This window comes from Dysosmobacter sp. HCP28S3_G4, from assembly GCF_052065175.1.
GTDB lineage: Bacteria > Bacillota > Clostridia > Oscillospirales > Oscillospiraceae > Oscillibacter.
This window is the reverse complement of record NZ_JBQHUP010000004.1, coordinates 51243-75653: the sequence shown is the minus strand read 5'-3', so window position 1 is coordinate 75653 and position 24411 is coordinate 51243. Positions and strand designations below refer to the sequence as shown.

Genomic DNA, 24411 nt, shown 5'->3' with positions numbered 1-24411 from the left:
GCATAAAAATCAATATGCAATTTTCGCATACAATAGAATAAAGCGACTTGACAGCGAGGAGGCGGTCGGCGATGTATCAGCGCATTCGGGACCTGCGGGAGGACCGGGATCTGACCCAGGGGGCCATGGCGGAGCTGCTCCACATTTCCCAGGCCACCTATTCCCGCTATGAGAGCGGCTCTCTGGACATCCCCAGCGCCACGCTGATCGCCCTGGCCCGGTTCCACAGCACCAGCGTGGATTATCTGCTGGGCCTCACCGACGACGATGCGCCGTCCCGCCCGCCTGCGGGACGGGCGGATGGATCGGAGTGAATGCGGACAGAGCGGACACGCCTATGCGTGTCCGCTCTGTAATCTTTTCCGGGTCCAGCAGGGCACTTTCCGCGTCACTGATAGCGGTAGTGCTTGCCGGTGAACCCGTCCACATAGTTCAGAAACATCTCATGGCTGCGGAACTCCATCAGCCGGCAGCCCTCGGCTTCATGGAAAGAAACGATGCGGTTCTTGGTGTCGACCCAGATCCGCCACATGGTATCCGTGCGCTGTTCCATTTTCTTCTCTGCCTCCAAACACATATTCCAATCGCCTGCTCCCTTTCCGGTGAAACAGTTCTGTTGTGACTTCCATCGAGAGTTCCCTCTAATTACTAAGACGAATCAGAAGGCAAAATAGTTGCACGAATTTTCAGAAAAATTTTTAAAGACTGTGGAAAACTTACCGCTTCTCCTGCTGCAGCACCGCCAGCTCCGCCGACACATCGCTTAAAAAGGCGTCCCATGCCTCCGGGTTTTCCACATAGTACAGGGGACACAGCTTTCCCGTCACATCGTAGTGGCGGATGACGTCCCGCTCCGGATCCAGCCGGAATTCCCGGCACAGCCAGGCCGTCAGCTCCACCACCCGGTCGTAGGTGACTGTGGAAAACTCCCCGGTGTCGTCGGGATGGCAGACCTCAATGGAGACGGTATCGCCGTTGCGGCTGTTAGAGGCGTAGGCCTCCTCCGTCAGGGGGACGCACAGCAGGACCTCCCCCTCCAGACCCACCACAAAGTGGGAGCTGGCATAGGTGCCGTCCTTTCCGGTGGACAGAGATTCAAAGTAATTCCGGTTGGCCTGAGCAGTGGTGCCGGGATTGCCCACGTAGTGGATGACGATGCCGTTGATCTCCTCCAGCGGCGTGCCGGGGCGGGACCACTGGTTCACCGTCAGCAGGTCCTCCGTCACGTAGTCCGGCAGCACCGTGTCCTCCGCCGGAGGACCGGCGGTGAGCCATCGGAACAGCCCTACCGCCAGCCCGCAGGCCAGCGCCAGCAGCGCGGCGCACAGGATCACGAACCGAGGATTCCACCGCCGGCGTCTCTTTCTTCTGCGTGCGGACATGCGCTTATCCCACCGCTTCCGTCACAAAAGTCTCCGTGGGGCCGTCGGCGCCGCCGATGATGCCGATGGCCGCGGCCTCTGTCTCCGTCAGGATCTCCGTCGGGACCCCTCCGTATTTCAGGGCGAACTCCCGGTCGTCCAGTTCCGCGTAGGTCACCAGATCCCGGTCCGTTACCAGACCCAGCTCCTTCAGGCAGGCCACGGTGTTTTCCATGCCGGGACGGACTCTGATGGTAATCCAGTTGCTGCTGCGGGTGGACTCATCGGCATAGCTGAACTGCAATTCCAGATCGATGGCGTAGTCACCCCCGCTGTCCTCGTTGAACCAGTCGTAGGTGCCCCAGGTGCCGTCGGCGGCGTCTTTTGCCGCTGCCTCCAGAACAGAGGCGGCTTCCCGGCTGTTCAGATCATAGCCGCTCTCGCTGACATCACAGTACAGATAGCCGCCCTCCACGGTGTAGCGGCTGTCGCCTGCGTGGAGCCGCCGGGTCTTCATGTCCTCGTCGTTGATGAGCCGGTCCAGCAGATTGTCGTAGGTGCCCTCCTGGACGAGACGTTCACGGGTCAGGGGCAGATCATAGCTCCGCCGCACCTCTCCGCCGCCGGTGAACTCGTAGACCAGCGTGAGATAGGTGAAGGTCACGGCGTTCTCCCCGCCGCCGTCGGGAGTGACGATGTCCCAGCTGTGGGGAGAGCGAATGTAGTCCTCGTCCGCCACGATGGTCTGATGGAGCTGCCGGATCTGCTCGATGACCGCATTGTCCTCGCCGGGATAGAGGGTGTAGCTGTTGCCGGCGGCGTCCAGACGGACCTCTTTCACGCTGTTCAGCTCCGGCACCCGTCCGGCGATGTTCAGCACGTCGAACCGCAGGATGCCGCACAGGGCGATGCAGCCCAAGGCCACCGCCGCCAGGCCCATCCAGCTCCTCCGGAACACCCGCAGGGACTTGGCCAGCAGCATGGAGGAGCCGTAGTAGCCGATGGTGCCCGCCACCAGCATACACACCACCAGAGGAACGGAGTCGTAATACTGGCCGTCCTGGAAGCTGCTCCAGAACAGGGCGTACAGCAGCTGTCCGCCCAGCAGGGCCGCCAGGGCCGCAAGACCGAAGCGGAACACCGGCTTCATCCAGCCCACGGCCACCACGTCCCCGGCGCTCTCGCTGCGGCGGTGGGCATACAGCGCCCAGGCCAGGGTCAGCAGTGCCACGCCCACCAGGGCGTAGACGCCGATGAGCCAGAAGTTCCGCAGCGTCACTTCCGCAAGCCCGCTGGTGAAATAGCCGGTGTTGGTCAGCGCCGTCCGGGCCTGCACCTCCTGCCAGGTCCGGTCCACGTTCACGCGGTCCAGCAGATACACCGTGGGGGACAGGAATTCCACCGTGCCGGAGTAGCTGCTGGTGAGGCCGAACAGATAGCCCTGGGCGAAGGTGGACAGCAGCCAGTCCAGCATCACGGCCAGGAAGTGGAGCAGGAAATACACCGCCGGCAGGGCGAAGATGTTGCCCACGCAGAAAGCCGCCAGGGTGGCGGTGGAAAAGTAGAAGAAGCTGTCTCCCAGCACGCCCAGAACGGTGACCAGCAGGCCCACCGGCTCAAAGCAGCTGTAGATCAGGGTCAGCAGAACGCACATGGCGCCGGTGACCACGTAGGGGATCAGCATCATAGCCATGCCGGAGAGGAAATTGGTGACGAACAGCCCTGACCGGCGGATGGGCAGGGTGTGCATCATGCTGACGCTGCGGGGGCTGTACAGATAGCTCCACACCGTCATGGCGCAGAGGATGGCGTAGCACAGGGAGACGATGGGCACGGCGTAGGCCAGAATGTCGTAGTAGCCTGCCGTCACCTCCAGGGGCTGGATGACCAACTCGGGATACCGCAGCTTCTGGAACAGCACCGCCAGCGGCATCAGCAGTCCCAGGAAGGAGGCCATGCCCCACAGGGGCCAGAAGCGGCTCAGGTTCTTCCGGAACAGTCCGGCGCTGAACAGTCCCCGGTCACAGGACCATGTCTTTGACTTCATAGTTCACACCTCCCAGTTCGTAGATGAAGATCTCCTCCAATGTCAGGGGCACCGCGTCCACCAGCAGCGGACTGTAGGCCGCCACCCGCTCCTCCGCCTCCCGGGCGCTCATGCGCATGATGAGGGTGTGGATGCGGCCCATCTTCGACGCGTGAAGTACCGGCAGCTCCGCCGGGACCTCCGTCACGCCGTCAGGGAACACCACCTGGAGCTTGACCATGTTGTCCTGGAGCTGGGCCAGAGACCGCTCCAGCAGCACCTTTCCGTGATCCATGATGCCCACATGGTCGCAGACGTCCTCCAGCTCCCGGAGATTGTGGGAGCTGACCAGCACTGTGGTGCCCCGCTCCGACACGTCGCCCATCACCAGGGACCACACCTGCCGCCGCATCACCGGGTCCAGGCCGTCCACCGGCTCATCCAGGACCAGATAGTCCGGCATGCAGCAGAGGGTCAGCCAGAAGGCCGCCTGCTTCTGTATACCCTTGGACAGGCGGCGGATGGGCCGCTTCTCGTCGATCTGGAAGACCTCCTTCAGCTTTTCATACCGCTCCATATTGAACGCGGGATAAAAGCTCCTGTAGAACCGCATCATGTCCCGGATGGAGGACTGGGGGAAATAATACCAGTCGTCCGGAATGGCCGCGACCCGGGCCTTCAGGGCGCTGTTCTCCCAAACCGGCTCCCCGGCGATGGAGATGGTGCCCTCGTCCTGGCGGTAAATGCCCGTCAGATGGCGGATCAGCGTGGATTTGCCTGCGCCGTTGGGTCCCACCAGTCCGTAGACGCTGCCGGTGGGCACCGACAGCGAAGCACCGTCCAGAGCGGCAAAGCCGTCGAACCGCTTCACAAGTTCCCGTACTTCGATCATTGGTCTACCTCCTTCAGCAGCGCCGCCAGCTCCTCCTGGCAGACGCCCAGATACCGCAGCTCCCGGAGCAGGTCCCTGGCCTGCCGCAGCAGCTCCTCCCGCCGCCGGGCCCCGGCAGCGTCGTTCCCGGCGGCAAAGCTGCCCTTTCCGGGAACGGAATAGATATACCCCTCTGCCTCCAGCTCATTGTAGGCCCGCTGGATGGTGTTGGGATTGATGGCCAGCTGAGCGGCCAGCGCCCGGACGGAGGGCAGCTTCTCGTCCGTTGCCAGCGCCCCGCTGACGATCAGCTTCCGCAGCTCGTCCCTGATCTGCTCATAAATGGGCCGGGAGTCCCGGTAATTCAGGCTGATCATCCGCTCACCTCCTGTTTAAAATGACTGCCGCGAGAAGGACGGTTGCCAGCGCGGCAACACCCAGTAACATGACAAGCAGCGACATGACGCACCTTCCTCAACAACTGTACTAACCGTATTAGTACGGTTAGGTTATCATGAACGGTGTCCGTTGTCAAGGGTGGATTCCGGGATTTTTGCTTTTTTCATGCCGACAGCCCCGGCGGTGCGGAATGAAGGGCTGCGGCATCGGGCAATCTACGTGGGGAGGGCGTTTGCACGTCCTGGACGGTCTTCCGGAGAAACATCCCGGCAAATTAAACAGATTCCGAGGAGATACGCCCGTCCGGCCGGAAAAAAGTTGCGAAACGGCGTATTTTTTCCTTTACAAGCCGGGAATTCTATGCTATATTGACTAGGCACGCGAACGTGCAGAAAACTTTCCCCGAAGCTTCGTACCGCGGATCTTCACCGGCCCGGCGCGCAGTTTCGCGGGGCATCGTATGAAAGGTGGAAATTGATTATGCTGCGCAAAGAACAGAAGACCGAGATCATCAACGCCAACCGCACCCATGAGAACGACACCGGCTCCCCCGAGGTCCAGGTGGCCATTCTCACCGAGCGGATCGCCAACCTCACCGCCCATCTCCAGCAGAATCCCCAGGACAACCACTCCCGCCGGGGCCTGTTCAAGATGGTCGGCCAGCGCCGCCGTCTGCTGGACTACCTGCAGAAGAAGGATATCGAGCGCTATCGTGCCCTGATCGCCAAGCTGGGCATCCGGAAGTGATTTCAAAAAAGTTGTTCAGACTTTTTTGAGCGGGGCTTGCCGGATTTCTCCGCGCACTTACGCCCCGCCGCAATGCGGCGGGGCGTTCGCACACTCCGGAACCTGAGGGTCATTTTTTGGGCCGTACACGCCGCTGCAAAAATGATCCCGTCCGTTTCACCGGCTCCGGCCGGTGGAACCGGAGGGCGCAGGCCCTCCGGACGACCCTTTCCCTGCTGAAGAATCGGAATTCCCGCCGGGAGAGACGGACTTTTTGTGTTTGAAACTGTGCCCGAATTTGAGACTCGGACATGCTTTCAAATACGAAAAGCGTCCCTCCCGAGCAACATCAAATGTAAAGGAGAAACGCAATGTCAACCATCATCACCAAGAGACAGTTCCCCAACTATCACAAGTATGAGATGGAGCTGGCCGGCCGTCCCCTGACCCTGGAGGTGGGCAAGCTGGCCGAACTGGCCAATGCCGCCGTCATGGTGGGCTACGGCGACACCCGCGTGCTGTGCTGCGCCACCGCCGCTCCCCGTCCCCGGGACGGCATCGACTTCTTCCCCCTGAGCGTGGACTTTGAGGAGAAGATGTACGCCGTGGGCCGTATTCCCGGCAGCTTCAACCGCCGTGAGGGCCGTCCCGGCGAGAAGGGCATCCTCACCAGCCGTGTCATCGACCGCCCCATCCGGCCCCTGTTCCCCTATGACTTCCGCAACGACGTGTCCATCATGTGCACCGTCATGAGCGTGGACCACGACTGCTCTCCCGAGATCGCGGCCCTCATCGGCACCTCCGCCGCCCTGGCCATCTCCGACATTCCCTGGAACGGCCCCGTGGGCGCCCTGAAGGTGGGTCTGGTGGACGGCAAGCTGGTGTTCAATCCCACCAGCGAGCAGCGGAAGGTCTCTGACCTGGACGTTACCGTGGTCTCCACCGGCAAGAAGGTGGTCATGATCGAGGCCGGCGCCAACGAGGTGCCCAACGACGTCATGTTCGAGGCCATCCGTCAGGCCCATGAGGAGAACCAGAAGCAGATCGAGCTGATCAACAGGATGGTCGCCGAGATCGGCAAGCCCAAGTTCGACTATCCCCACGCCGCCTTCGATCAGGAGCTGTTCGACGACATCGTGGCCAACTTCATGGACGAGGCCAAGGCCGCCATGGACACCGACGACAAGAACGTCCGTGAGGCCCGCTGGAACGCCATGATCGAGAAGTGGCACGAGAAGTATCTGGACACCCATCCCGATATGGACCAGTACCTGGAGGAGATCACCTACAAGTTCCAGAAGAAGATCGTCAAGGCCTGGCTGCTGGAGGGCCACCGCGTGGACGGCCGCCAGAAGAACGAGATCCGTCCCCTGGCCGCTGAGGTGGGCGTGCTGCCCCGCGCCCACGGCTCCGGCCTGTTCACCCGCGGCCAGACCCAGGTGCTGTCCGCCTGTACGCTGGACACCCTCTCCGCCAACCAGAAGCTGGACACCATCTGGGAGGAGACGGAGAAGCGGTATATGCACCACTACAACTTCCCCGGCTACTCTGTCGGCGAGGCCAAGCCCGCCCGTTCTCCCGGACGCCGTGAGATCGGCCACGGCGCGCTGGCCGAGCGCGCCCTGCTGCCCGTGATCCCCTCCGTGGAGGAGTTCCCCTACGCCATCCGCGTGGTCAGCGAGGTGGTCAGCTCCAACGGCTCCACCTCTCAGGGTTCCATCTGCGGCTCCACCCTGGCTCTGATGGACGCCGGCGTGCCCATCAAGGCCCCCGTGGCCGGCATCTCCTGCGGCCTGATCCAGGACGACGACGGCTCCTTCACCACCTTCATCGACATCCAGGGCGTGGAGGACTTCCACGGCGAGATGGACTTCAAGGTGGCCGGCACCAAGAAGGGCATCACCGCCATTCAGATGGACCTGAAGAACGACGGCCTGACCATGGAGATCATCAAGAACGCTCTGGACATCACCTATGACGCCCGGTGCCAGATCCTGGACCAGATCATGCTGCCCTGCATCGCGGAGCCCCGGAAGGAAGTTTCCAAGTACGCGCCCAAGATGCTGACCATGCACATCAATCCCGACCGCATCCGCGAGGTCATCGGCTCCGGCGGCAAGGTCATCCAGAAGATCGTGGCCGACACCGGCTGCAAGATCGACATCAACGACGATGGCTCCATCTTCATCTCCGCCCCTAACCCCGAGGCCTGCAACGCCGCCAAGAAGTGCATCGACGACATCGTCTTCGAGCCGGAGGTGGGTGCGCTGTACTATGGCCGCGTGGTACGGCTGATGACCTTCGGCGCCTTCGTGGAGCTGGCTCCCGGCAAGGACGGCCTGGTCCACATCTCCAAGCTGGCCGACCACCGCATTGAGAAGGTGGAGGACGCCTGCCGCATCGGCGACATGATGTGGGTCAAGGTCACCGACATCGACGAGAAGGGCCGCGTGAACCTGAGCCACAAGGACGCCATGCGCGAGATCAAGGCCAAGGAGGCCGCCGGCGAGCGCATCAAGTAAGAACCGCGTCTCCGGACACAAAACAGCGCTTCAGGAAAGTCCGGGAGGGATCTTCCCTCCCGGACTTTTGTCACACGAACCGGCGGGCAGAAGGGTTTTCTGAAACTTTTTTGCCGCCTCTGTTGACAATTGCTGTCGAACGTAGTAAGGTAATACTTGCTCCGGATTTCCGGGGGAAAATTCAATAACGGCAAACGAAGTTCTTAGGGAAATGGCGGAAGCCTGCCGAAGGAGTAAAACTCTCAGGCGCCCGGAGATCCGGGTGGGGACTAAGAATGGATGTGGCTCTGGAGAAGCTCAATGACGAGTACCGAAGGTGCAAGGCGCGGCGGCCGGCCGCGCTGAATCTCTCAGGTAAAAGGACAGAGTATAGACCGGAAGGGTCTTTCCGCGCGTTCTGCGGAGTGGATTACCGGATCTGTTGGTTGAGTGGGACCGTGTCACAGTCCCGCTCTTTTTCTTTTTGTCTCGTTTGCCGGGAACAGAGGGGAAATCAACACTATGGAAGCCATCATCACCAAGATCGTTGGCGCAGTCAACGACGTCCTGTGGAACAAGCAGCTGCTGCTGTTGTTCCTGCTGCTGCTCACCGGTATCTATTACTCTATCCGTACCCGGTTTGTCCAGATCCGCAAATTCGGCGAGGGCTGGCGCCGCCTGTTCGGCAGCTTCTCCCTCAGCGGCGAAAAGGCCGGCAAGGAGGGCATGAGCTCCTTCCAGGCTCTGACCACCGCCATCGCCGCCCAGGTGGGCACCGGCAACATCACCGGCTGCGCCACCGCCCTGTACTCCGGCGGCCCCGGCGCCATCTTCTGGATGTGGGTCTCCGCCTTCTTCGGCATGTCCACCATCTACGGCGAGGCCGTGCTGGCACAGAAGTTCAAGACCACAGACAAGGACGGCCATGTCACCGGCGGTCCCATCTACTATATCCAGGCGGCCTTCAAGGGCGGCCTCGGCAAGTTCCTGGCCGGCTTCTTCTCCATCGCCATCATCCTGGCCCTGGGCTTCATGGGCAACATGGTCCAGTCCAACTCCATCGGAGACGCCTTCCACACCGCCTTCGGCATCCCCAAGGCCGTCATGGGCGTCGTTGTGGCCGCCATCGCCGCGTTCATCTTCATCGGCGGCGTGCGGCGCATCGCCTCCTTCACGGAGAAGATCGTGCCCATCATGGCCTGCTTCTACATCCTGGGAAGCCTCGTCATCCTGGTCATCAACCACGCCAACCTTCTCCCCGCCATCAAGTCCATCTTCGTGTGCGCCTTCAATCCCCAGGCCGTCTTCGGCGGCGCACTGGGTCTGGGCGTCAAGGAGGCCATGCGCTTCGGCGTGGCCCGGGGCCTGTTCTCCAATGAGGCCGGCATGGGCTCCACGCCCCACGCCCACGCCCTGGCAAAGGTGGAAAAGCCACAGGATCAGGGCGTCATCGCCATGATGGGCGTGTTCATCGATACCTTCGTGGTGCTGACTATGACGGCGCTGGTGATCCTGTCCTCCGGCCTGCTGGAGCCCATGAAGGAGGGCGGTCTCACCGGCACGGCCCTGGCCCAGGCGGCCTTCACCCAGGCCTTCGGCTCCTTCGGCAACGCCTTCGTGGCCATCTGCATGCTGTTCTTCGCCTTCTCCACCATCATCAGCTGGTACTTCTTCGGTGAGACCAACGTGAAGGCCCTGTTCCACGGCAGCAAGACCGCTCGGGTGGCCTACGCCGTCATCGCCGTGTGCTTCATCTTCGTGGGCTCCTTCCAGAAGGTGAGCCTGGTGTGGGATATGTCCGATATGTTCAACGGCCTCATGGTCATCCCCAACCTGCTGGCGGTGCTGGCGCTCAGCGGCTTGGTGGCCAAGGCCGCCTGCGGCGACGGCGACGAGCTGAAAAAGTAAGTCCGGCCCATCCTAAAGCGCAGACCGTTTCAACAGAAAGCCCCGCGGCATCCGGCAGGATCCGGAGACCGCGGGGCTTTTGCAATGGCTGTTCAGCGCATACAGCCGCTGACGAATTTCAGGGGGACGTCCATCCGTTCCGCCGTTTCCTCCGGCGTCATGCCGCTGTCCAGAAACCGTCTGCACACGTTTTTCATATTTTCGCCCACTTCGATGATGTGGCCGTCGGGATCGTAAAAGCGCACGGCCCGCTGGCCCCACGGGTGTTCCAGTGCCGGATGGACATACCGGATGTCCGGTAGGCCCTCCAGCCGGGACAGAAAGCCGTCGAAGTCGTCCTCCTCAAAGTACAGCTCTCCGTCTTTTCCGCCGAACCGAATGTCCTCCGCCCCAACACGGAGAAGATCTGCCCAGCTGTCCGCGGTCTGTAAGCACACGCCGCCGGTGAGAGTCACGTTGGCGCCGAAGTCCATGATGACCCGCAGGCCCAACACGGTCCGGTAAAATGCCTTGGACCGCTCCATATCCCGCACTGCCAGCAGGGGATTTTTGAATTTCATCTGCCGCTCCGCCCTTTCCAAAAGAGCAGGCCGTCCGCCTGCTTCACAGGATGCTCTGATTCTAACATGAGCGCTGGGGTTTTTCAACCGGTGTCCGCCGCTAACTTGCAAATTTACGGCGGCTGTGGTACAGTTTTGATAGAAAAAGACCATTAAAGACCGCCAAAACAGGAGGAACATCATGAGAATCAGTATGCTTCAGATGAATATCAAGCTGAATTCGCCCCGTGAGAATTTCGCTCACGCGGAGGAGCTGGTGCGGAAGGCCGCCCTCCAGCACCCGGATGTCATCACCCTGCCGGAGACCTGGACCACGGGCTTCGCGCCGGAGGGGAACATCGGCGACTTCGCGGATCAGGACTGCGCCCAGGTGCGGGAGACCTTCTCCGCCCTGGCGAAGGAATTGCACGTCAACATCATCGCCGGGTCGGTGGTGAACCGAAAGCCCGACGGACATCTCTACAATACTGCCTGCGTCTTTGACCGGGAGGGGAAGATGATCGCCCAGTATGACAAGGTCCATCTGTATAGCCCCGCCGGGGAGGATAAGACCTTCCGGGCCGGCAACTCTCCCTGCAATTTCACCCTGGACGGCGTGCCATGTAGTCTGGTGATCTGCTACGATATCCGCTTCCCGGAGCTGTTCCGCACGGAGATGCTCCGGGGCTCCCTGGTGCAGTTCCTGGTGGCCGAGTGGACGGAGGAGAAGGTGCTGGTGTGGGATATCATGAACCGCTCCCGGGCCATTGAGAACCTGTGCTATCTCTCCTGCACCAGCCCCGGCGGTGTCATCGACGGCGTCCAGTACAGCGGCCACTCCGCCGTCTACGGACCGCTGGGCGAGTGCCTGGCGCTGGGCGGCCGGGACGAGGAGATCGTCACCGCGGACCTGGATGTCTCCCACATTCTGGCCACCCGGCGGGCCATGGACGTCTACCGTGACCGCCGCCCGGACGTGTACGACCTGTGAGGGCCGGGCGGTGTCAAAGTTTTTCTTGACAACCGGGGAAAAGGCGAGTATGATAACGCCAATAAGTCAAATATTGCTTTAAACCATTGAAGTGAAAGTAAAGGCCGCCATGCGCGCGCAGAGAGTCCGGGGTGCTGGGATCCGGATCGAGATGCAGATGGTCACAATGGGTCACTGAGGGCGCGGTGAAAGCGGTTGTCCGCAAGTATCCCGTGACGCCGGAGGCGGGCGTTATCCTGCCGGGAGTATGTTGGTACTCTGCTGAGGGCACGGCTTTGACCGTGAAACAAGGTGGCACCGCGGTATGGAATTTCTACCGTCCTTGATGGATCATCCATCAGGGACGGTTTTTTTGCGTTTCAACGGAACAGAGATCGACAGGGAGGAATTTTTATGACACAGAGAAAAGGGCGCTTCGGCATCCACGGCGGACAGTATATCCCCGAGACGCTGATGAACGCCGTCATTGAGCTGGAGGAGGCCTACGACCGCTATCGGGAGGACACGGCGTTTCAGGCGGAGCTGACGCAACTGCTGAATGAGTACGCCGGACGGCCCAGCCGCCTGTACTTCGCCAGAAAAATGACCGAGGACCTGGGCGGGGCGAAGATCTATCTGAAGCGGGAGGACCTGAACCACACCGGCGCCCACAAGATCAACAATGTGCTGGGCCAGGCGCTGCTGGCCAAAAAGATGGGCAAGACCCGCCTCATCGCCGAGACCGGCGCGGGGCAGCACGGCGTGGCCACCGCCACCGCCGCGGCCCTGTTCGGCATGGAGTGCGTGGTGTACATGGGCGAGGAGGACACCAGACGCCAGGCCCTGAACGTGTACCGGATGCGGCTGCTGGGGGCGGAGGTCATCCCCGTGGCCAGCGGCACTGGTACCCTGAAGGACGCCGTCTCCGAGGCCATGCGGGAGTGGACCAACCGCATCAGCGACACCCACTACTGTCTCGGCTCCGTCATGGGCCCCCATCCCTTCCCCACCATCGTCCGGGACTTCCAGGCGGTGATCTCCAAAGAGATCAAACAGCAGCTCATGGAGAAGGAGGGCAGGCTCCCCGACGTGGTGCTGGCCTGCGTGGGCGGCGGTTCCAACGCCATCGGCGCGTTTTACCACTTCATCGACGATCCCTCCGTCCGGCTCATCGGCTGCGAGGCCGCGGGCCGGGGCATCGACACCCCGGAGACCGCCGCTACCATCAATACCGGCCGGGAGGGCATCTTCCACGGCATGAAGTCCTATTTCTGCCAGGACCAGTACGGACAGATCGCGCCGGTGTACTCCATCTCCGCCGGTCTGGACTATCCCGGCATCGGCCCGGAACACGCTTGGCTCCACGACATCGGCCGGGCAGAGTACGTGGGCATCACGGACGAGCAGGCGGTAAACGCCTTTGAGTACCTCAGCCGCACGGAGGGCATCATCCCCGCCATTGAGTCCGCCCACGCCGTGGCCCATGCCATGACTCTGGCGCCCACCATGGGGAAGGATCAGATCATCGTCATCAACATTTCCGGCCGGGGCGACAAGGACTGCGCCGCCATCGCCCGGTACAGAGGGGAGAATCTCCATGAGTAACATTGCAAAGGCCTTTGCCAACGGCAAGGCGTTCATCGCCTTCATCACCTGCGGCGACCCGGACCTGGAGACCACCGTCAGGGTGGTCCGGGAGGCTGTCCGGGCCGGAGCGGATCTCATTGAGCTGGGCATCCCCTTCTCGGACCCCACCGCCGAGGGTCCCGTCATCCAGGCGGCCAACATCCGGGCACTGTCCGGCGGCGTTACCACGGATCAGATCTTCGACATGGTCCGGGAGCTGCGGAAAGATGTCACCGTCCCCATGGTGTTCATGACCTACGCCAACGTGGTGTTCTCCTACGGCTCGGAGCGGTTCATCTCCGCCTGCGCCGGCATTGGCATCGACGGCCTCATCCTGCCGGACGTGCCCTTTGAGGAGAAGGAGGAGTTCGAGCCCATCTGCAAGCGGTACGGCCTGGATCTGGTCTCCCTGGTGGCCCCCACCTCCGAGGACCGCATCTCCATGATCGCCCGGGAGGCCAGCGGCTTCCTGTACATCGTCTCCTCCATGGGTGTCACCGGCACCCGCGGCGAGATCACCACGGACATCGGGGCCATGGTGAAGCTGGTGCGGGAGGCCAGTTCCATCCCCTGCGCCGTGGGCTTCGGCATCTCCACGCCGGAGCAGGCGAAGAAGATGGCCGGTCTCTCCGACGGCGCCATCGTGGGCAGCGCCATCGTCAAGCTGGTGGGGAAGTACGGCCGGGACGCCGCGCCCTACGTGTATGACTACGTGAAATCCATGAAGGACGCCGTGCGTCAGGCGTGAGGTCTCTGCGGAAAAATCCCTCAAAAAAATGCTTGCATTTTTTTCCGATTGCGATTATACTAACCCCAATTTGTGATTGGAGTCTGTCCAGTCAAAAATCATGACCGCCCTTCTGCCGGAAGGGCCAAGGCTACACGGACGGCCGGGTCAAATGCCGAAAACCCGTCGAGGAGCCGGGGACCGCACCGCGGGTGCGGGTGGCAACTTTCGTTGCCTTATTGATTGAGTTCAAAGCTCAAATTTTATGAGTTGGAACATGTCAACTTGTGAAACGGTCAATAAGAGTGGTAAAAGTGATTTTTGCTGTATAGACTCTGAACTGCCAGTCGATCCCGGTTCCGCGCGCCATGGGAGGGCGCCGGAATTTCGTAAGACAACAGGTGACACGTTTCAAAACGTGTCACCTGTTTTTTATAGATCAAAATTCCATTTATTAGGAGGAAAAGAGAATTGAAAAGATCCCTGACCGCACTGTTCCTGGGCCTGACGATGCTGCTGACGGCCTGTAGCCAGACGCAGGCGCCCGCCGCATCGGCATCCGCTCCCGCGTCCCCCACGCTTCAGGAGCTGTACGATAGCTACATCAGCGCCGTCTCTCCGGACTTCGCCTATGACGTGGCCCTGGAGCTGACCACCAATCCGTCCTTCTTCAACTCCGACCTGGGCGGCCGGAATTCCGGCAGCGACGCGGAGCACGCCGCCGCGGACTATCTGGCGGGCGTGATGGAGGACATCGGCCTGACCGATGTGGAAAAGGTGGCCGCTCAGTGCGACCGCTGGCAGTTCAACGGCGCCTCCTTCACCGTGGACGGGAAGAATTACGACGTCTACTCCTATGCCGCCGCCTCCACCCCCGCTGAGGGGATCACCGCCGAGGTGGTCTACGCGGGCAAGGGCACCATGTGGGACTATGAGGACCTGGACGTCACCGGCAAGATCGTTCTCATCGACATTGACCAGCGGAACGACTGGTGGATCACCTATCCCATGCTGGAGGCGGAGCATCAGGGCGCGGCGGCGGTACTGGCCGCCAACGTGGGCGGCTACGCCCAGATCGCGGAGGACGCCCTCAACAGCCAGGACATCTGCGGCCCGGCCAATATCCCCACCCTGTCCATCAGCGTGGCGGACTCCCGGGAGATCCGGGAGAAGCTGGCCGCCGGACCGGTCACCGCCACCCTGACGGTGGACAACGAGGTGGACATCGACGCGGGCACCACCTACAACGTCACCGGCGTGCTGAAGGGAAAGTCCTCGGACCATCAGATCCTGGTAGGAGGCCACTATGACGCCCACTTCTGGGGCTTCCAGGACGACAACTGCGCTGTAGGCCTGGTGCTGGCCATGGCCAAGGCCATGATCGACGCGGGCTATCAGCCGGAGAACGACATCGTGTTCTGCCTCCACGGCGCCGAGGAGTGGGGTTCCTCCTACACCCAGTACGACTGGACCGTGGGCGCCTGGGAGATGATCAACCATGTCCACCCCGAGTGGGTGGGGAAGACCCTGTCCTTCATCAACTTCGAGCTGCCTGCCTATGAGTTCGACACCTACACCAGCACCTATTCCGCGCCGGAGATGTTCACCATGCTGGACTATTTCGCCAACGAGTACGACTACTCTCCCGATCCGGTGGGCTGCTTCCCCGACGGCGTGCTGACCGGCGGCTACCAGACCTACACCTACTCCGACGACTTCTCTTACTACGCCGCCGGTGTGCCCTCCACGGTGAACGGCTTCCTGCTGCAGGAGGATATGGAGACGGTGTTCCCCTTCTATGAGAACATCTACCACAGTCAGTATGACAATCCGGACACCTACAACGAGGCAGTCATGAACTTCAACATCCAGTACTACGGTGCCCTGGCCATGTACGTCGACCAGACCCCCGCCCTGTATCTGGACTTCACCGCCCAGTATGACCGGGTGCTGGAGGCCATGGATGAGGAACTGATGGCGGAGGCCGGCGTGGATGTGTCCGCCTTCCAGGACGCGCTGGAGGCGTTGAACACCGCCGCCCGGGCCATGAAGGAGCAGGTAGAGACCGTCAACAGCGGCTATCGCCAGGCTCGGGAGGAGAACGATGCGGAGACCATGGCAGCCCTTTGGGACCAGGGTAGGCAGCTGACGGATCAGAACCTGGAGGCCTTCCGGTACGCCCAGAAGCACCTGCTGGGTCTGATGTATGAGCGGCCCATCGTGCCCCATGAGGCGCCCCAGGAGAACATCCAACTGTGCCGGGACATCATCGCCTGCCTGGAGACCGGCGACGTGGCCGCGGCGGTGGACGAGTACGCCTGGACGGTAAACAACGTGCTGGAGTGGTACGCCATGTACTTCTCTCCGGAGGTCATCGTCGTGCAGGACGACATGCTCTGGGGCGAGGGCAATCAGGACAACCTGTACTGGGGCACGGACATCGGCTTCACCAAGGCCGACGTGGACGCCGCCACCCGCAGTCTCTTCGTCCGCTATGACGAGGAGGGCGGAGATTTCCGGGAGGAGATCGCCGTCTACGAGGCTGCCGTGGAGGCCCAGATGGAGATCCTCCGGGAGCTGGGGGACCAGGAGACCGCCGCCATGACGGAGCTGGCGACCCTGCTGGGCTGAGGAACCCAACACTGCCCGATATGCGCATCGACCCGGAGCCATAGGGCAGCGGGTCGATGCGCATATGTGAGATTCTCTCAGCGGTCCAGCTCTTTTTTCACGGCCTTAGCCAGAAGCTGCTGGCCCTCGGGGGAGCGGAGGACCTCCAGCACCGTGTCCCGGACCAGCGTCTGGAAGGACTTGCTTTTCAGCAGGGCGCTGAACACCGCGCTGTCGCCGCTGCCGCCGGAGGACTGCACCACCTGGGCGGCGGGACGGGGTGCGGCCTTGGGTGCAGACCGGACGGCGGGTTCGGCGGGCTCCTCCGCGAAGCCGCCACTGAGCCAGGACTCCATGCTGGTGGGATCGTCGCTCTCACCCCGGAGATAGGACAGGGAGACGCCGAAATACCGGGCCAGCTTGGTCTGCTGGTCCTGGGAGGGGGTCTGACGGCCCGTCTCGAATTTTTCAACGGACATTCTGGGAAAGCCCAACGCCGCCGCCAGGGCGGGACGGCTCATGCCCTTCTGCATGCGAAGCGCCTCGATGCGCTGTGCGATAGTAACCATGGGATTATTTCCTCCTTTTGATCGTGGGGACGGCTTTGTTCTGACGGCATCCATTCTATCACAGATGCGGCGTCCTGTCACGCGTCGTATGCGGATCTGCTGGCTGGCATAAAAAATCCCCGGAAGCGGCTGCTTCCGGGGATGATTCGTATCGATACGGTAAATCAGCGCTTGCTGAACTGGGGAGCACGCCGCGCTGCTTTCAGGCCGTACTTTTTGCGCTCCTTCATACGAGGATCGCGGGTCAGGAAGCCGGCCTTCTTCAGAATGGGACGATAGTCCTCGGAAGCCAGCAGCAGGGCACGGGCGATGCCGTGGCGCAGGGCGCCGGCCTGGCCGGAGACGCCGCCGCCGGTGACGGTGGCAACGATGTCCATTTTGCCGGCGTTGCCGGTGGACTCCAGGGGCTGACGGACCACCATCTTCAGGGTGTCCAGGCCGAAGTAGTCATCGATGTCACGGCCGTTGATGGTGATGGAGCCGGTGCCGTTGGGGAACAGGTGGACACGGGCCACGGAGGACTTCCGACGGCCGGTACCATACAGATAGGGTTTCTTAGACTGATACATGCTCTCGCTCCTCCTTATTCAACGTCCAGGGCAACGGGCTTCTGGGCCTGCTGCTCATAGTCCGCGCCGGCATAGATGTGCAGACGCTTGAGGGAATCCTTGCTGACGGTGTTCCGGGGCATCATGCCGCGGACGGCCACCCGCATGGCAACCTCGGGCTTCTCCTGCATCAGAATGCGATAGGGGGTCTCTTTCAGGCCGCCCACCCAGCCGGAGTGAGTCCGGTAGATCTTCTGAGTGCCCTTGTTGCCGGTGAGGACAGCCTTGCCGGCGTTGATGATGATGACGTTGTCGCCGCAGTCGGCGTGGGGGGTGTAAGTGGGCTTCATCTTGCCGCGCAGCAGATCGGCGGCCCGGACAGCCGTCTTGCCCAGGGGCTTGCCGGCAGCGTCCAGAATGTACCACTTACGCTCAATGTTGGCCTTGTTTGCCATAAAAGTGGACATGGTGTTTCCTCCGTACATATATATTTGACTCGCTTTACAAATCAAGAGCTCCGGGTTAAAATCGGAGCATGAATATTTATAGCACAAGGGCACAAAGCTGTCAACAGCAAATTCATTTAACAGCTGGTTATCTTAATTTTTCTTCGATTTTCTATTGATATCTCTCGAAATCTTACTTTCCATTTTTAAAATCAAAGCAGGAGAGGCAGAGACCCCTCCCGCGTTCCGCTTATGTAGCTACAACACCCATTGCACCAACAGCAGCAGCACGAAGCCCGGCAGCCCCAGAACGCCGATGACCAGGGCGTTCCAGATGTTCAGCCCCAGGCTGATGCCGGTGACGGCGGCGGTGAGATTCACCGCCCACAGTGCCAGAAAACCCAGCAGTGTGTTGGCCAGTATCCGCAGCGCCAGCCGCAGGGGCGCGCTGAACACCCGCAGCAGCGCGATGATGAGAAAGCCCGCCAGAATGGCGGCCAGCATCTTCTGATTCAGGTCCATAGGGCGTCCTCCTTCGTCTTTGCCGCCGCTGCCGCTGCCGCCGGAGAGTGCGGACACCGGCCCTTGATGACCCGGATGAGATAGTTGCACCGGGCCTGGATGGCGTTGATCTGATAGATGCAGGATTCCACCAGCTCCGGCTCCACCGCCAGATCGAACTGGTTATAGGCCGCCTGCAGATCACCCTGGGCGGCGGCCAGTTCCGCCTTCAGGTCCTCCAGTTCCGGGTCGGGAGCCGGCTTTTTCGAGAAGCACCAGGCGCGCATCTTCGTCCCCCCCTTACGATTGATTCTACGGGAAGTCTTTCCAAATATTCCAAAAATATTCCCGCCGGGGCGTGTCCCGGCGGAAAATCGCGCCCACGGGCGCCAGGAGGTTCTGATGGAACACGAGACCTATATGCGCCGGGCGCTGGAGCTGGCCCGGGAGGCCGCCGCGGCCGGAGAGGTGCCGGTGGGCTGCGTCATCGTCCGGGAGGGACGGATCGTCGGCGAGGGGCGGAACCGCCGGGAGGAAAAGCAGTCCGCCGCCTCCCACGCGGAGATGGAGGCCATCGCCCAGGCCAACGCGGCGCTGGGGTCCTGGCGGCTGGACGGCTGCACGCTGTACGTGACCCTGGAGCCCTGTCCCATGTGCACGGGCGCGATCCTGAACGCCCGGGTCTCCCGGGTGTTTTATGGTGCCAGAGACCCGGCCATGGGGGCCTGCGGCGGCGTCATCAACCTCTGCATGGAGGACTTTCCCAACCGTCCTGCTCTGGTGGGCGGCATCCTGGCAGAGGAGTGCCAGGCGCTGCTGACGGCGTTTTTCCGGAATCTGCGGAAGGAAAGTTGACATAAAATTTTTGATAGACTGTCCGAATTTAAAACTTTTGTAACAAACCAGGCTGGCTTCCTTAACAAACCTCGGGTATCTTAATAATTGCAAGAGACAAACTTCTTTTCATCCAATCTTCCAAACAGATAGAGAAAGCGCCAGCCGGAAGGCTGGCGCTTTCTCTATTCCGTATTTTGTTTCCATAAAAGACAGTCCGGCGGCTCAACTGTTCTCCGGACCGGCGGAGGTCTCCTCTCCGCTGGCCCGCATCAGAAGAAGGCCCAGCATCAGCACCGCGCCGCCCAGATACAGCATGGAGGCGGGCAGGTCGTGTCCATCCGCCAGTGTGGCCAGGCACAGGATCAGGGCACAGGCGGCGTACAGGGAGAGGCGCCGGGTCCGGCCGCAGTGGAACCCGAAGGAGGACGCGCGGTACAGCGCCAGGATCAGGAAGGCCAGGGCCAGGATCTCCACATAATAGGCAGCCAGGGATGGATTCACGGAGTCCTCCCGGTAGACCAGCACCAGCCGGACCAGCAGGCAGCCCGCCGGGACCAGAAGCAGGTTCCCGCTGAGGGAGGAGTCCCGGTTCTCCCGCTTTCCGCCCCGGCGGCAGGTGTCCAGCAGCACATACAGCGCTCCGGCGGACAGCACGGTGAGGATGCCCAGCAGGATATACAGCCGGGGCGTGATGGCGAACAGGATGCTGTCCGCGCTGACGCTGGGCCGGAACCGGGCCAGCACGATGTCCGCGATGCCGGACGCTCCCCAAAGGAAGACGCCCGTCACCATCAGCGTCAGGACGCCGGTGTTCCGGACGGAGAAATAGCCGGTGAACGTCAGGGGCGTATCCTCCTTTTCACCCGGCAGCCGACGGGTCAGCAGAAAGATTACCAGCGCCAGCGCCGCCAGAAGGACAGGCAGCAAAAGGGCGAAGGGATTTCCCGCCACGGGCAGGCCGGTATCGGCCTCGAAGCCGGTGCGGTTCTGGGCCAGCCGCAGGACGAAGGCGGCGGCTCCGCCCGCCAGGGCGGTCAGGGATACGGCTTGGTATTTTTTCATATGAAGCCTCCAAAACAGCACGGTCCGGTGTCTCCGGAGAGACGGGGGACCGTTCAGGATCCAAATGGGGCGCACAGTGCCGCGTTTGCGGCTCCGACTGCAATATTGTATCACAGATCCCGCCGTTTGTCTATGAGGGCGGCAGGCGGGACGGGGTTGCTTTTTCCGGCGGAGGGTGCTATGATGAATACGAAAACAGCAAAGATCATATAGTTCCGCTGTCATGGCGCGGAAGTTTCTACGGGGCCGCCGGAGGTCCCGCTATGAGTGTTCGGCCGGAGGAAGCACCGGTCCGGGCGCTCGTTTTGTTTTTATGAGAAACGTGTGAGGTGTATTTGCGATGATCACCATTTTAAAAGGCAATATCGTGTCCGCCCCCGCTCTGGGGGAACTGGACATCACGGAACAGGGCTATCTCGTCGCTGAGGACGGCGTCATCACCGGTGTGTTTCCGGAGCTGCCGCCCCAATACCGGAACGCGGCGGTGGAGGACTGGGGAGACTGCCTGATCCTACAGTCTCTGGCGGACCTGCACATCCACGGCCCCCAGTACGCCATGATGGCCATGGGCATGGATCTGCCCCTGCTGGACTGGCTGAACGCCTATGCCTTCCCCACAGAGGCCCGGTACGCCGATCCCGACTTTGCCCGGGAGGTCTACAGCCGCCTTGCCCGAGACCTGGTGGCCGGGGGCACCACCCGGGTGTGCATGTTCTCCTCCCTCCACCGGGAGGCCACGCTGATCCTTATGGAGGAGCTGGAGAAGGCGGGCGTCGTGGGCTATGTGGGCAAGGTGAACATGGACCGGAACAACGCCCCCTGCCTTCGGGAGACCACAGAGGAGTCGGAGCGGGAGACCCTGCGGTGGCTGGAGGAGTGCGGGCGGTTTCAGAATATCCGCCCCATGCTGACGCCCCGGTTCACCCCCTCCTGCACCGATGAGCTGATGGCCTTCCTGGGGAAGCTGGCGGCGGAGCGGGACCTGCCCATTCAGTCCCACCTGTCGGAGAACCACGCGGAGATGGAACTGGTGGGCCGGCTCCACCCGGACTGCGCCCGGTATTGGGAGACCTACGCCAAATTCGGCCTGTGGAATGACCGGACGCTGATGGCCCACTGCGTCCACAGCGACGCGCGGGAGCGGCAGGCCATGCGGGATGCGGGCGTGACGGCGGTCCACTGCGCCAACTCCAACAACAGCATCTGTTCCGGCGTGGCACCGGTGCGGGTGATGCTGGACGAGGGCGTCAAGGTGGCGCTGGGCAGCGACGTGGCCGGCGGATCCTCCATCAGCATGTTTGACGCTGTGGCGGACGCCATCCGGGCCTCCAAGGACCGCCGCATCATGGACGGCTGGCAGACCGACTTCCTCACCGTGGCGGAGGGCTGGTATCTGGGCACCTCCGCCGGTGCGGCCTTTTTCGGAGACGCGCCGGGTTTCGCGGCGGGCAATCCCCTCCACGCCCTGGTGCTGGATGACGGGCAGCTGCTCCAGCCCCATTCTCTGACGGCGCGGGAGCGGTTTGAACGGTGCGTGTATCTCCGCCAGCCGGGAGCCATCCGGGCGGTGTGGAGTGCGGGGAAAAAGGTGTATACCGCCGGATAAACGCAAGATGGAAAAAGAGAGCCATAGAGACGGTGAAAGCCTGTCTCCATGGCTCTTTTCTCATGAGAGATCCGGTCATCCGCACCTCAGAACAGCCGCACCACGCCGATGGTAACGGCGGTGATGATGCCGCCGGCGATGATGACCCCCAGAAAGATGGCGGGCAGGGCCTCCCGGAGCCGGATGTCCAGTACGGAGGCCACCAGGGCCCCAGTCCAGGCACCGGTGCCAGGCAGGGGAATGGCCACCAGCACCACCAGCCCCAGCAGGCGGTACTTCCGCACCAGACGGCCCTTCAGATGGGCCCGATGCTCCAGCTGCACGATCCTGGGCCCCAGCAGGGGCGTGGCCCGGAGCCAGTCGAAGACCCGGCGGGTCAGCAGGATCAGAAAGGGGATGGGCAGCATATTGCCTACCACCGCGGCGGTACAGGCCGTCCAGGGCTCCAGGCCCTGGGCCACGCCGATGGGGATGGCCCCCCGGAGCTCCAGTACCGGTATCATGGCCCATCCGGCGGTGAGCAGCAGTTTTTTAAGTATCGTGTCCAAAAAGCCCATGCGGTCCTCCAAAACGAAAGTCACGGTCTCCAGCAGTCCCGGAGACCGTGACGGAGCTGTGAAATATAGTTTACTCCAGGTTGAGGTGCCGTTTCAAGAAATAAGTTGTTAAGAAATAGAAAACAGCGCCATAAATTGCCGCGCAGGCGGAGAGGAACCACAGACTGGCGTGGATGGCCGCTGTTCCGCTGAGGTGAACGTCTGTCAGATCCATCAGAAAGTAGTAGAAGGCCGATTCGTCCAGCCCGATGATCAGCGCGGAACTGATCATCTGCATGGCGAACTGCAATATGAAGAAGAACAGCACGGACCAGGCCATCTTGTGGGAGGGACGGCTGTGACCGATGGCCAGTGCCGCGTAGAACTCCAGACACAGAACGCAGCAGCCCACGAAGCACAGCACCAGCAGCTCCACGCCGAAGGCCACGGCGTTGAAGGAGTACTTGCCGGTGAGGGCGTGCAGAAGCTCCTGGCAGAGGTCCAGGATCTCCTGAATGGCAGACACGTCAAAGGCCATAAGGACGCAGGCCAGACAGACCATCGCAAAGGACAGGGCGAACCAGACGGCGGAGACGATGAGCTTGCTCCACACCTGCTGGTGGATGGAGCAGGGCAGGGTCATCATGATGTAGCCCTCGTCCTGCAGCAGGTTCTTGTAGAACCGCTGGACCATCACCACCAGGCTCATGATGCACACGCCGATGATGGCCACCACGAAGGCTATGATCAGCAGACCGCCCAGGATATCCAGCAGACGGTTGTCGGTCTCCAGCAGGCCCCGGGTGGAGAGATTGGCGCCCACGGAGGTGGCCAGCAGCACCAGATACAGCGGCAGCATGATCCGTCCCGTGGCGCGGAATTCGTGCTTCAGCAATTTTCTCAGCATTTGAACACCTCCCGGAACAGTTCGTCCACACTCATGCCCTTTTCCTCCCGGATCTCATCCACACTGGCCTGCAGCACAAGACGTCCCTGGTTGATGAAGATGACCTCATCCAGCACCCGCTCCACGTCAGCGATGAGGTGGGTGGAGATCACCACCGCCGCCTCGGGATTGTAGTTGCTGATGATGGTGGAGAGGATATAGTCCCGGGTGGCGGGGTCCACACCGCCGATGGGCTCATCCAGCAAATACAGGCTGGCGGCCCGGCTCATCACCATGATGAGCTGTACCTTCTCCCGGGTGCCCTTGGACATCTGCTTGATGTGCTGGTTCTCCCGGATGTTCAGATGCCGGAGCATCTCCTCCGCCGCGTCCCGGCGGAAGTCCCTGTAAAAGTCCTGATAGAAATCCATCAGCTGCCGGGTGGTCATCCACAGGGGGATGCACGTCCGCTCCGGCAGATAGCTCACCACACTGCGGGTGGCCCGTCCGGGGGCCGTGCCGCAGATGCGGATGTCGCCCGCCGTGGGGGTCAGCAGGCCGTTGGCCAGCTTGATGAGCGTTGTCTTGCCGCTGCCGTTGGGGCCCAGCAGGCCCACGATGCGTCCCGGCTCGATGGCGAATGTGACATCCTCCAGCGCCGGGGTTTTGCCGTAGCGCTTGGTCAGCGCGTTACATTCCAGAACCGCCATGTTCCGTTGCCTCCCTCTCTGATTCCTGACGCACCAGGGTCAGGATCTCCTCTTTTTCATAGCCCAGATGGGTCATGGCCGTGAGGAACGCATGGATCTGCGCCTCCGCCAGACCTCGCTTTGCCGCTTCGATCATGTCTTTGTCCTCCGTTACAAATCGTCCCGCGGTCCGCTGACTGTACACCAGACCGTCCCGCTCCAGCTCCGCCAGCGCCCGCTGCATGGTATTGGGATTCACACCGGCCTCCGTAGCCAGATCCCGCACCGAGGGCAGCCGCTCTCCCGGCGGGAAAATGCCGGAGACGATGCCCTGCTTGATCTGATGGATCAACTGGGAATAGATGGGCGAGCCGCTGTTGAACTGCCAAAGCATCCGAACACCTCCTCGTAAGAATCAACTGTATCAAGCAATTAATACAATAACACAAGATAGGGATTTGTCAATA

The 24411-nt window shown here is 61.7% G+C and carries 26 protein-coding genes and 2 riboswitches; of the genes, 10 read left to right on the top strand and 16 right to left on the bottom strand.

Annotated elements, in window-relative coordinates; translation table 11 throughout:
* Positions 1-71 precede the first annotated feature (71 nt).
* Positions 72-314 (top strand): helix-turn-helix domain-containing protein, encoded by a 243-nt coding sequence (locus tag ACTNBU_RS02175; RefSeq protein WP_441030255.1) that lies wholly within the window; start codon positions 72-74, stop codon positions 312-314.
* Positions 315-388: 74 nt separating this feature from the next.
* On the opposite strand, the gene ACTNBU_RS02170 is transcribed toward ACTNBU_RS02175, so the two are convergent.
* The 5 genes from ACTNBU_RS02170 to ACTNBU_RS02150 form a co-directional block, all read right to left on the bottom strand.
* Positions 389-553: a hypothetical protein gene (locus ACTNBU_RS02170; protein ID WP_441030253.1), complete on the bottom strand. Its 165-nt coding sequence runs from the start codon at positions 551-553 to the stop codon at positions 389-391.
* Between the two features lie 163 nt (positions 554-716).
* Positions 717-1382, bottom strand: a complete 666-nt coding sequence (locus ACTNBU_RS02165) for a peptidoglycan recognition protein family protein (RefSeq protein WP_441030251.1) — start codon at positions 1380-1382, stop codon at positions 717-719.
* A 4-nt stretch (positions 1383-1386) separates the two neighbouring features.
* Positions 1387-3408: an ABC transporter permease gene (locus ACTNBU_RS02160; protein ID WP_441030249.1), complete on the bottom strand. Its 2022-nt coding sequence runs from the start codon at positions 3406-3408 to the stop codon at positions 1387-1389.
* Positions 3383-4279 (bottom strand): ABC transporter ATP-binding protein, encoded by an 897-nt coding sequence (locus tag ACTNBU_RS02155; protein WP_441030247.1) that lies wholly within the window; start codon positions 4277-4279, stop codon positions 3383-3385. Before ACTNBU_RS02155 ends, ACTNBU_RS02160 begins: the two co-directional genes overlap by 26 nt.
* Positions 4276-4635, bottom strand: a complete 360-nt coding sequence (locus ACTNBU_RS02150; RefSeq protein ID WP_441030245.1) for a GntR family transcriptional regulator — start codon at positions 4633-4635, stop codon at positions 4276-4278. Before ACTNBU_RS02150 ends, ACTNBU_RS02155 begins: the two co-directional genes overlap by 4 nt.
* 502 nt (positions 4636-5137) lie before the next feature.
* Here ACTNBU_RS02150 and rpsO point away from each other — a divergent pair.
* The 3 genes from rpsO (at position 5138) to ACTNBU_RS02135 (ending at position 9792) form a co-directional block, all read left to right on the top strand.
* Complete coding sequence (gene rpsO, locus ACTNBU_RS02145) at positions 5138-5404, top strand: 30S ribosomal protein S15 (RefSeq protein ID WP_441030243.1); 267 nt, start codon at positions 5138-5140, stop codon at positions 5402-5404.
* A gap of 350 nt (positions 5405-5754) precedes the next feature.
* Positions 5755-7905, top strand: a complete 2151-nt coding sequence (locus tag ACTNBU_RS02140; protein ID WP_441030241.1) for a polyribonucleotide nucleotidyltransferase — start codon at positions 5755-5757, stop codon at positions 7903-7905.
* 277 nt (positions 7906-8182) lie between these two features.
* A riboswitch (glycine riboswitch) is annotated at positions 8183-8281 on the top strand.
* Between the two features lie 125 nt (positions 8282-8406).
* Positions 8407-9792 carry an alanine/glycine:cation symporter family protein gene (locus ACTNBU_RS02135; protein ID WP_441030239.1) on the top strand — a complete coding sequence of 462 codons (1386 nt, stop codon included), beginning with the start codon at positions 8407-8409 and terminating at the stop codon, positions 9790-9792.
* 92 nt (positions 9793-9884) lie between these two features.
* On the opposite strand, the gene ACTNBU_RS02130 is transcribed toward ACTNBU_RS02135, so the two are convergent.
* Complete coding sequence (locus ACTNBU_RS02130; protein ID WP_441030237.1) at positions 9885-10352, bottom strand: VOC family protein; 468 nt, start codon at positions 10350-10352, stop codon at positions 9885-9887.
* 181 nt (positions 10353-10533) lie between these two features.
* Here ACTNBU_RS02130 and ACTNBU_RS02125 point away from each other — a divergent pair, with 181 nt between their 5' ends.
* The 4 genes from ACTNBU_RS02125 to ACTNBU_RS02110 all read left to right on the top strand — a co-directional run bounded on the left by ACTNBU_RS02125 (position 10534) and on the right by ACTNBU_RS02110 (position 16285).
* Positions 10534-11322 carry a carbon-nitrogen family hydrolase gene (locus ACTNBU_RS02125; protein WP_441030235.1) on the top strand — a complete coding sequence of 263 codons (789 nt, stop codon included), beginning with the start codon at positions 10534-10536 and terminating at the stop codon, positions 11320-11322.
* Positions 11323-11715: 393 nt separating this feature from the next.
* Complete coding sequence (trpB, locus tag ACTNBU_RS02120) at positions 11716-12906, top strand: tryptophan synthase subunit beta (protein ID WP_441030233.1); 1191 nt, start codon at positions 11716-11718, stop codon at positions 12904-12906.
* Entirely contained in the window at positions 12899-13675 is a 777-nt protein-coding gene (gene trpA / locus ACTNBU_RS02115) for a tryptophan synthase subunit alpha (protein ID WP_441030231.1), read from the top strand. Before trpB ends, trpA begins: the two co-directional genes overlap by 8 nt.
* Before the next feature lie 450 nt (positions 13676-14125).
* A complete protein-coding gene (locus ACTNBU_RS02110; protein WP_441030229.1) occupies positions 14126-16285 on the top strand; it encodes a M28 family peptidase in 2160 nt (719 codons plus the stop codon).
* A gap of 77 nt (positions 16286-16362) precedes the next feature.
* Here ACTNBU_RS02110 and ACTNBU_RS02105 read toward each other — a convergent pair whose 3' ends face one another.
* From ACTNBU_RS02105 to ACTNBU_RS02085, 5 genes are all read right to left on the bottom strand, one after another.
* The gene (locus ACTNBU_RS02105) at positions 16363-16833 is read right to left on the bottom strand and encodes a helix-turn-helix domain-containing protein (RefSeq protein WP_441030227.1); all 471 of its coding nucleotides are present in this window, start codon (positions 16831-16833) and stop codon (positions 16363-16365) included.
* 164 nt (positions 16834-16997) lie between these two features.
* Positions 16998-17402: a 30S ribosomal protein S9 gene (rpsI, locus tag ACTNBU_RS02100; RefSeq protein ID WP_441030225.1), complete on the bottom strand. Its 405-nt coding sequence runs from the start codon at positions 17400-17402 to the stop codon at positions 16998-17000.
* Positions 17403-17416: 14 nt separating this feature from the next.
* The gene (gene rplM / locus ACTNBU_RS02095) at positions 17417-17848 is read right to left on the bottom strand and encodes a 50S ribosomal protein L13 (RefSeq protein ID WP_441030224.1); all 432 of its coding nucleotides are present in this window, start codon (positions 17846-17848) and stop codon (positions 17417-17419) included.
* 237 nt (positions 17849-18085) lie between these two features.
* Positions 18086-18349 carry a pro-sigmaK processing inhibitor BofA family protein gene (locus ACTNBU_RS02090; protein WP_441030222.1) on the bottom strand — a complete coding sequence of 88 codons (264 nt, stop codon included), beginning with the start codon at positions 18347-18349 and terminating at the stop codon, positions 18086-18088.
* Positions 18340-18615, bottom strand: a complete 276-nt coding sequence (locus ACTNBU_RS02085) for a DUF2508 family protein (protein WP_441030220.1) — start codon at positions 18613-18615, stop codon at positions 18340-18342. The genes ACTNBU_RS02090 and ACTNBU_RS02085 overlap by 10 nt, the downstream gene beginning before the upstream one ends.
* Before the next feature lie 115 nt (positions 18616-18730).
* Here ACTNBU_RS02085 and ACTNBU_RS02080 point away from each other — a divergent pair, with 115 nt between their 5' ends.
* Positions 18731-19183: a nucleoside deaminase gene (locus tag ACTNBU_RS02080; protein WP_441030219.1), complete on the top strand. Its 453-nt coding sequence runs from the start codon at positions 18731-18733 to the stop codon at positions 19181-19183.
* Positions 19184-19387: 204 nt separating this feature from the next.
* Here the strand turns inward: ACTNBU_RS02080 and ACTNBU_RS02075 are convergent, their stop codons facing one another.
* Positions 19388-20227 carry a hypothetical protein gene (locus ACTNBU_RS02075; protein ID WP_441030218.1) on the bottom strand — a complete coding sequence of 280 codons (840 nt, stop codon included), beginning with the start codon at positions 20225-20227 and terminating at the stop codon, positions 19388-19390.
* Positions 20228-20412: 185 nt separating this feature from the next.
* Positions 20413-20511, top strand: a riboswitch (purine riboswitch).
* Positions 20512-20567: 56 nt separating this feature from the next.
* Here ACTNBU_RS02075 and ACTNBU_RS02070 point away from each other — a divergent pair.
* On the top strand, positions 20568-21833 hold the full coding sequence (locus ACTNBU_RS02070) for an amidohydrolase family protein (protein WP_441030217.1): 1266 nt from the start codon (positions 20568-20570) through the stop codon (positions 21831-21833).
* Positions 21834-21919: 86 nt separating this feature from the next.
* On the opposite strand, the gene ACTNBU_RS02065 is transcribed toward ACTNBU_RS02070, so the two are convergent.
* From ACTNBU_RS02065 to ACTNBU_RS02050, 4 genes are all read right to left on the bottom strand, one after another.
* On the bottom strand, positions 21920-22390 hold the full coding sequence (locus ACTNBU_RS02065; protein WP_441030216.1) for a COG2426 family protein: 471 nt from the start codon (positions 22388-22390) through the stop codon (positions 21920-21922).
* Between the two features lie 70 nt (positions 22391-22460).
* Positions 22461-23276, bottom strand: a complete 816-nt coding sequence (locus tag ACTNBU_RS02060) for a hypothetical protein (protein ID WP_441030215.1) — start codon at positions 23274-23276, stop codon at positions 22461-22463.
* Positions 23270-23965 (bottom strand): ABC transporter ATP-binding protein, encoded by a 696-nt coding sequence (locus ACTNBU_RS02055; protein ID WP_441030213.1) that lies wholly within the window; start codon positions 23963-23965, stop codon positions 23270-23272. Before ACTNBU_RS02055 ends, ACTNBU_RS02060 begins: the two co-directional genes overlap by 7 nt.
* Entirely contained in the window at positions 23946-24338 is a 393-nt protein-coding gene (locus ACTNBU_RS02050) for a GntR family transcriptional regulator (RefSeq protein ID WP_441030211.1), read from the bottom strand. Before ACTNBU_RS02050 ends, ACTNBU_RS02055 begins: the two co-directional genes overlap by 20 nt.
* Positions 24339-24411 lie beyond the last annotated feature (73 nt).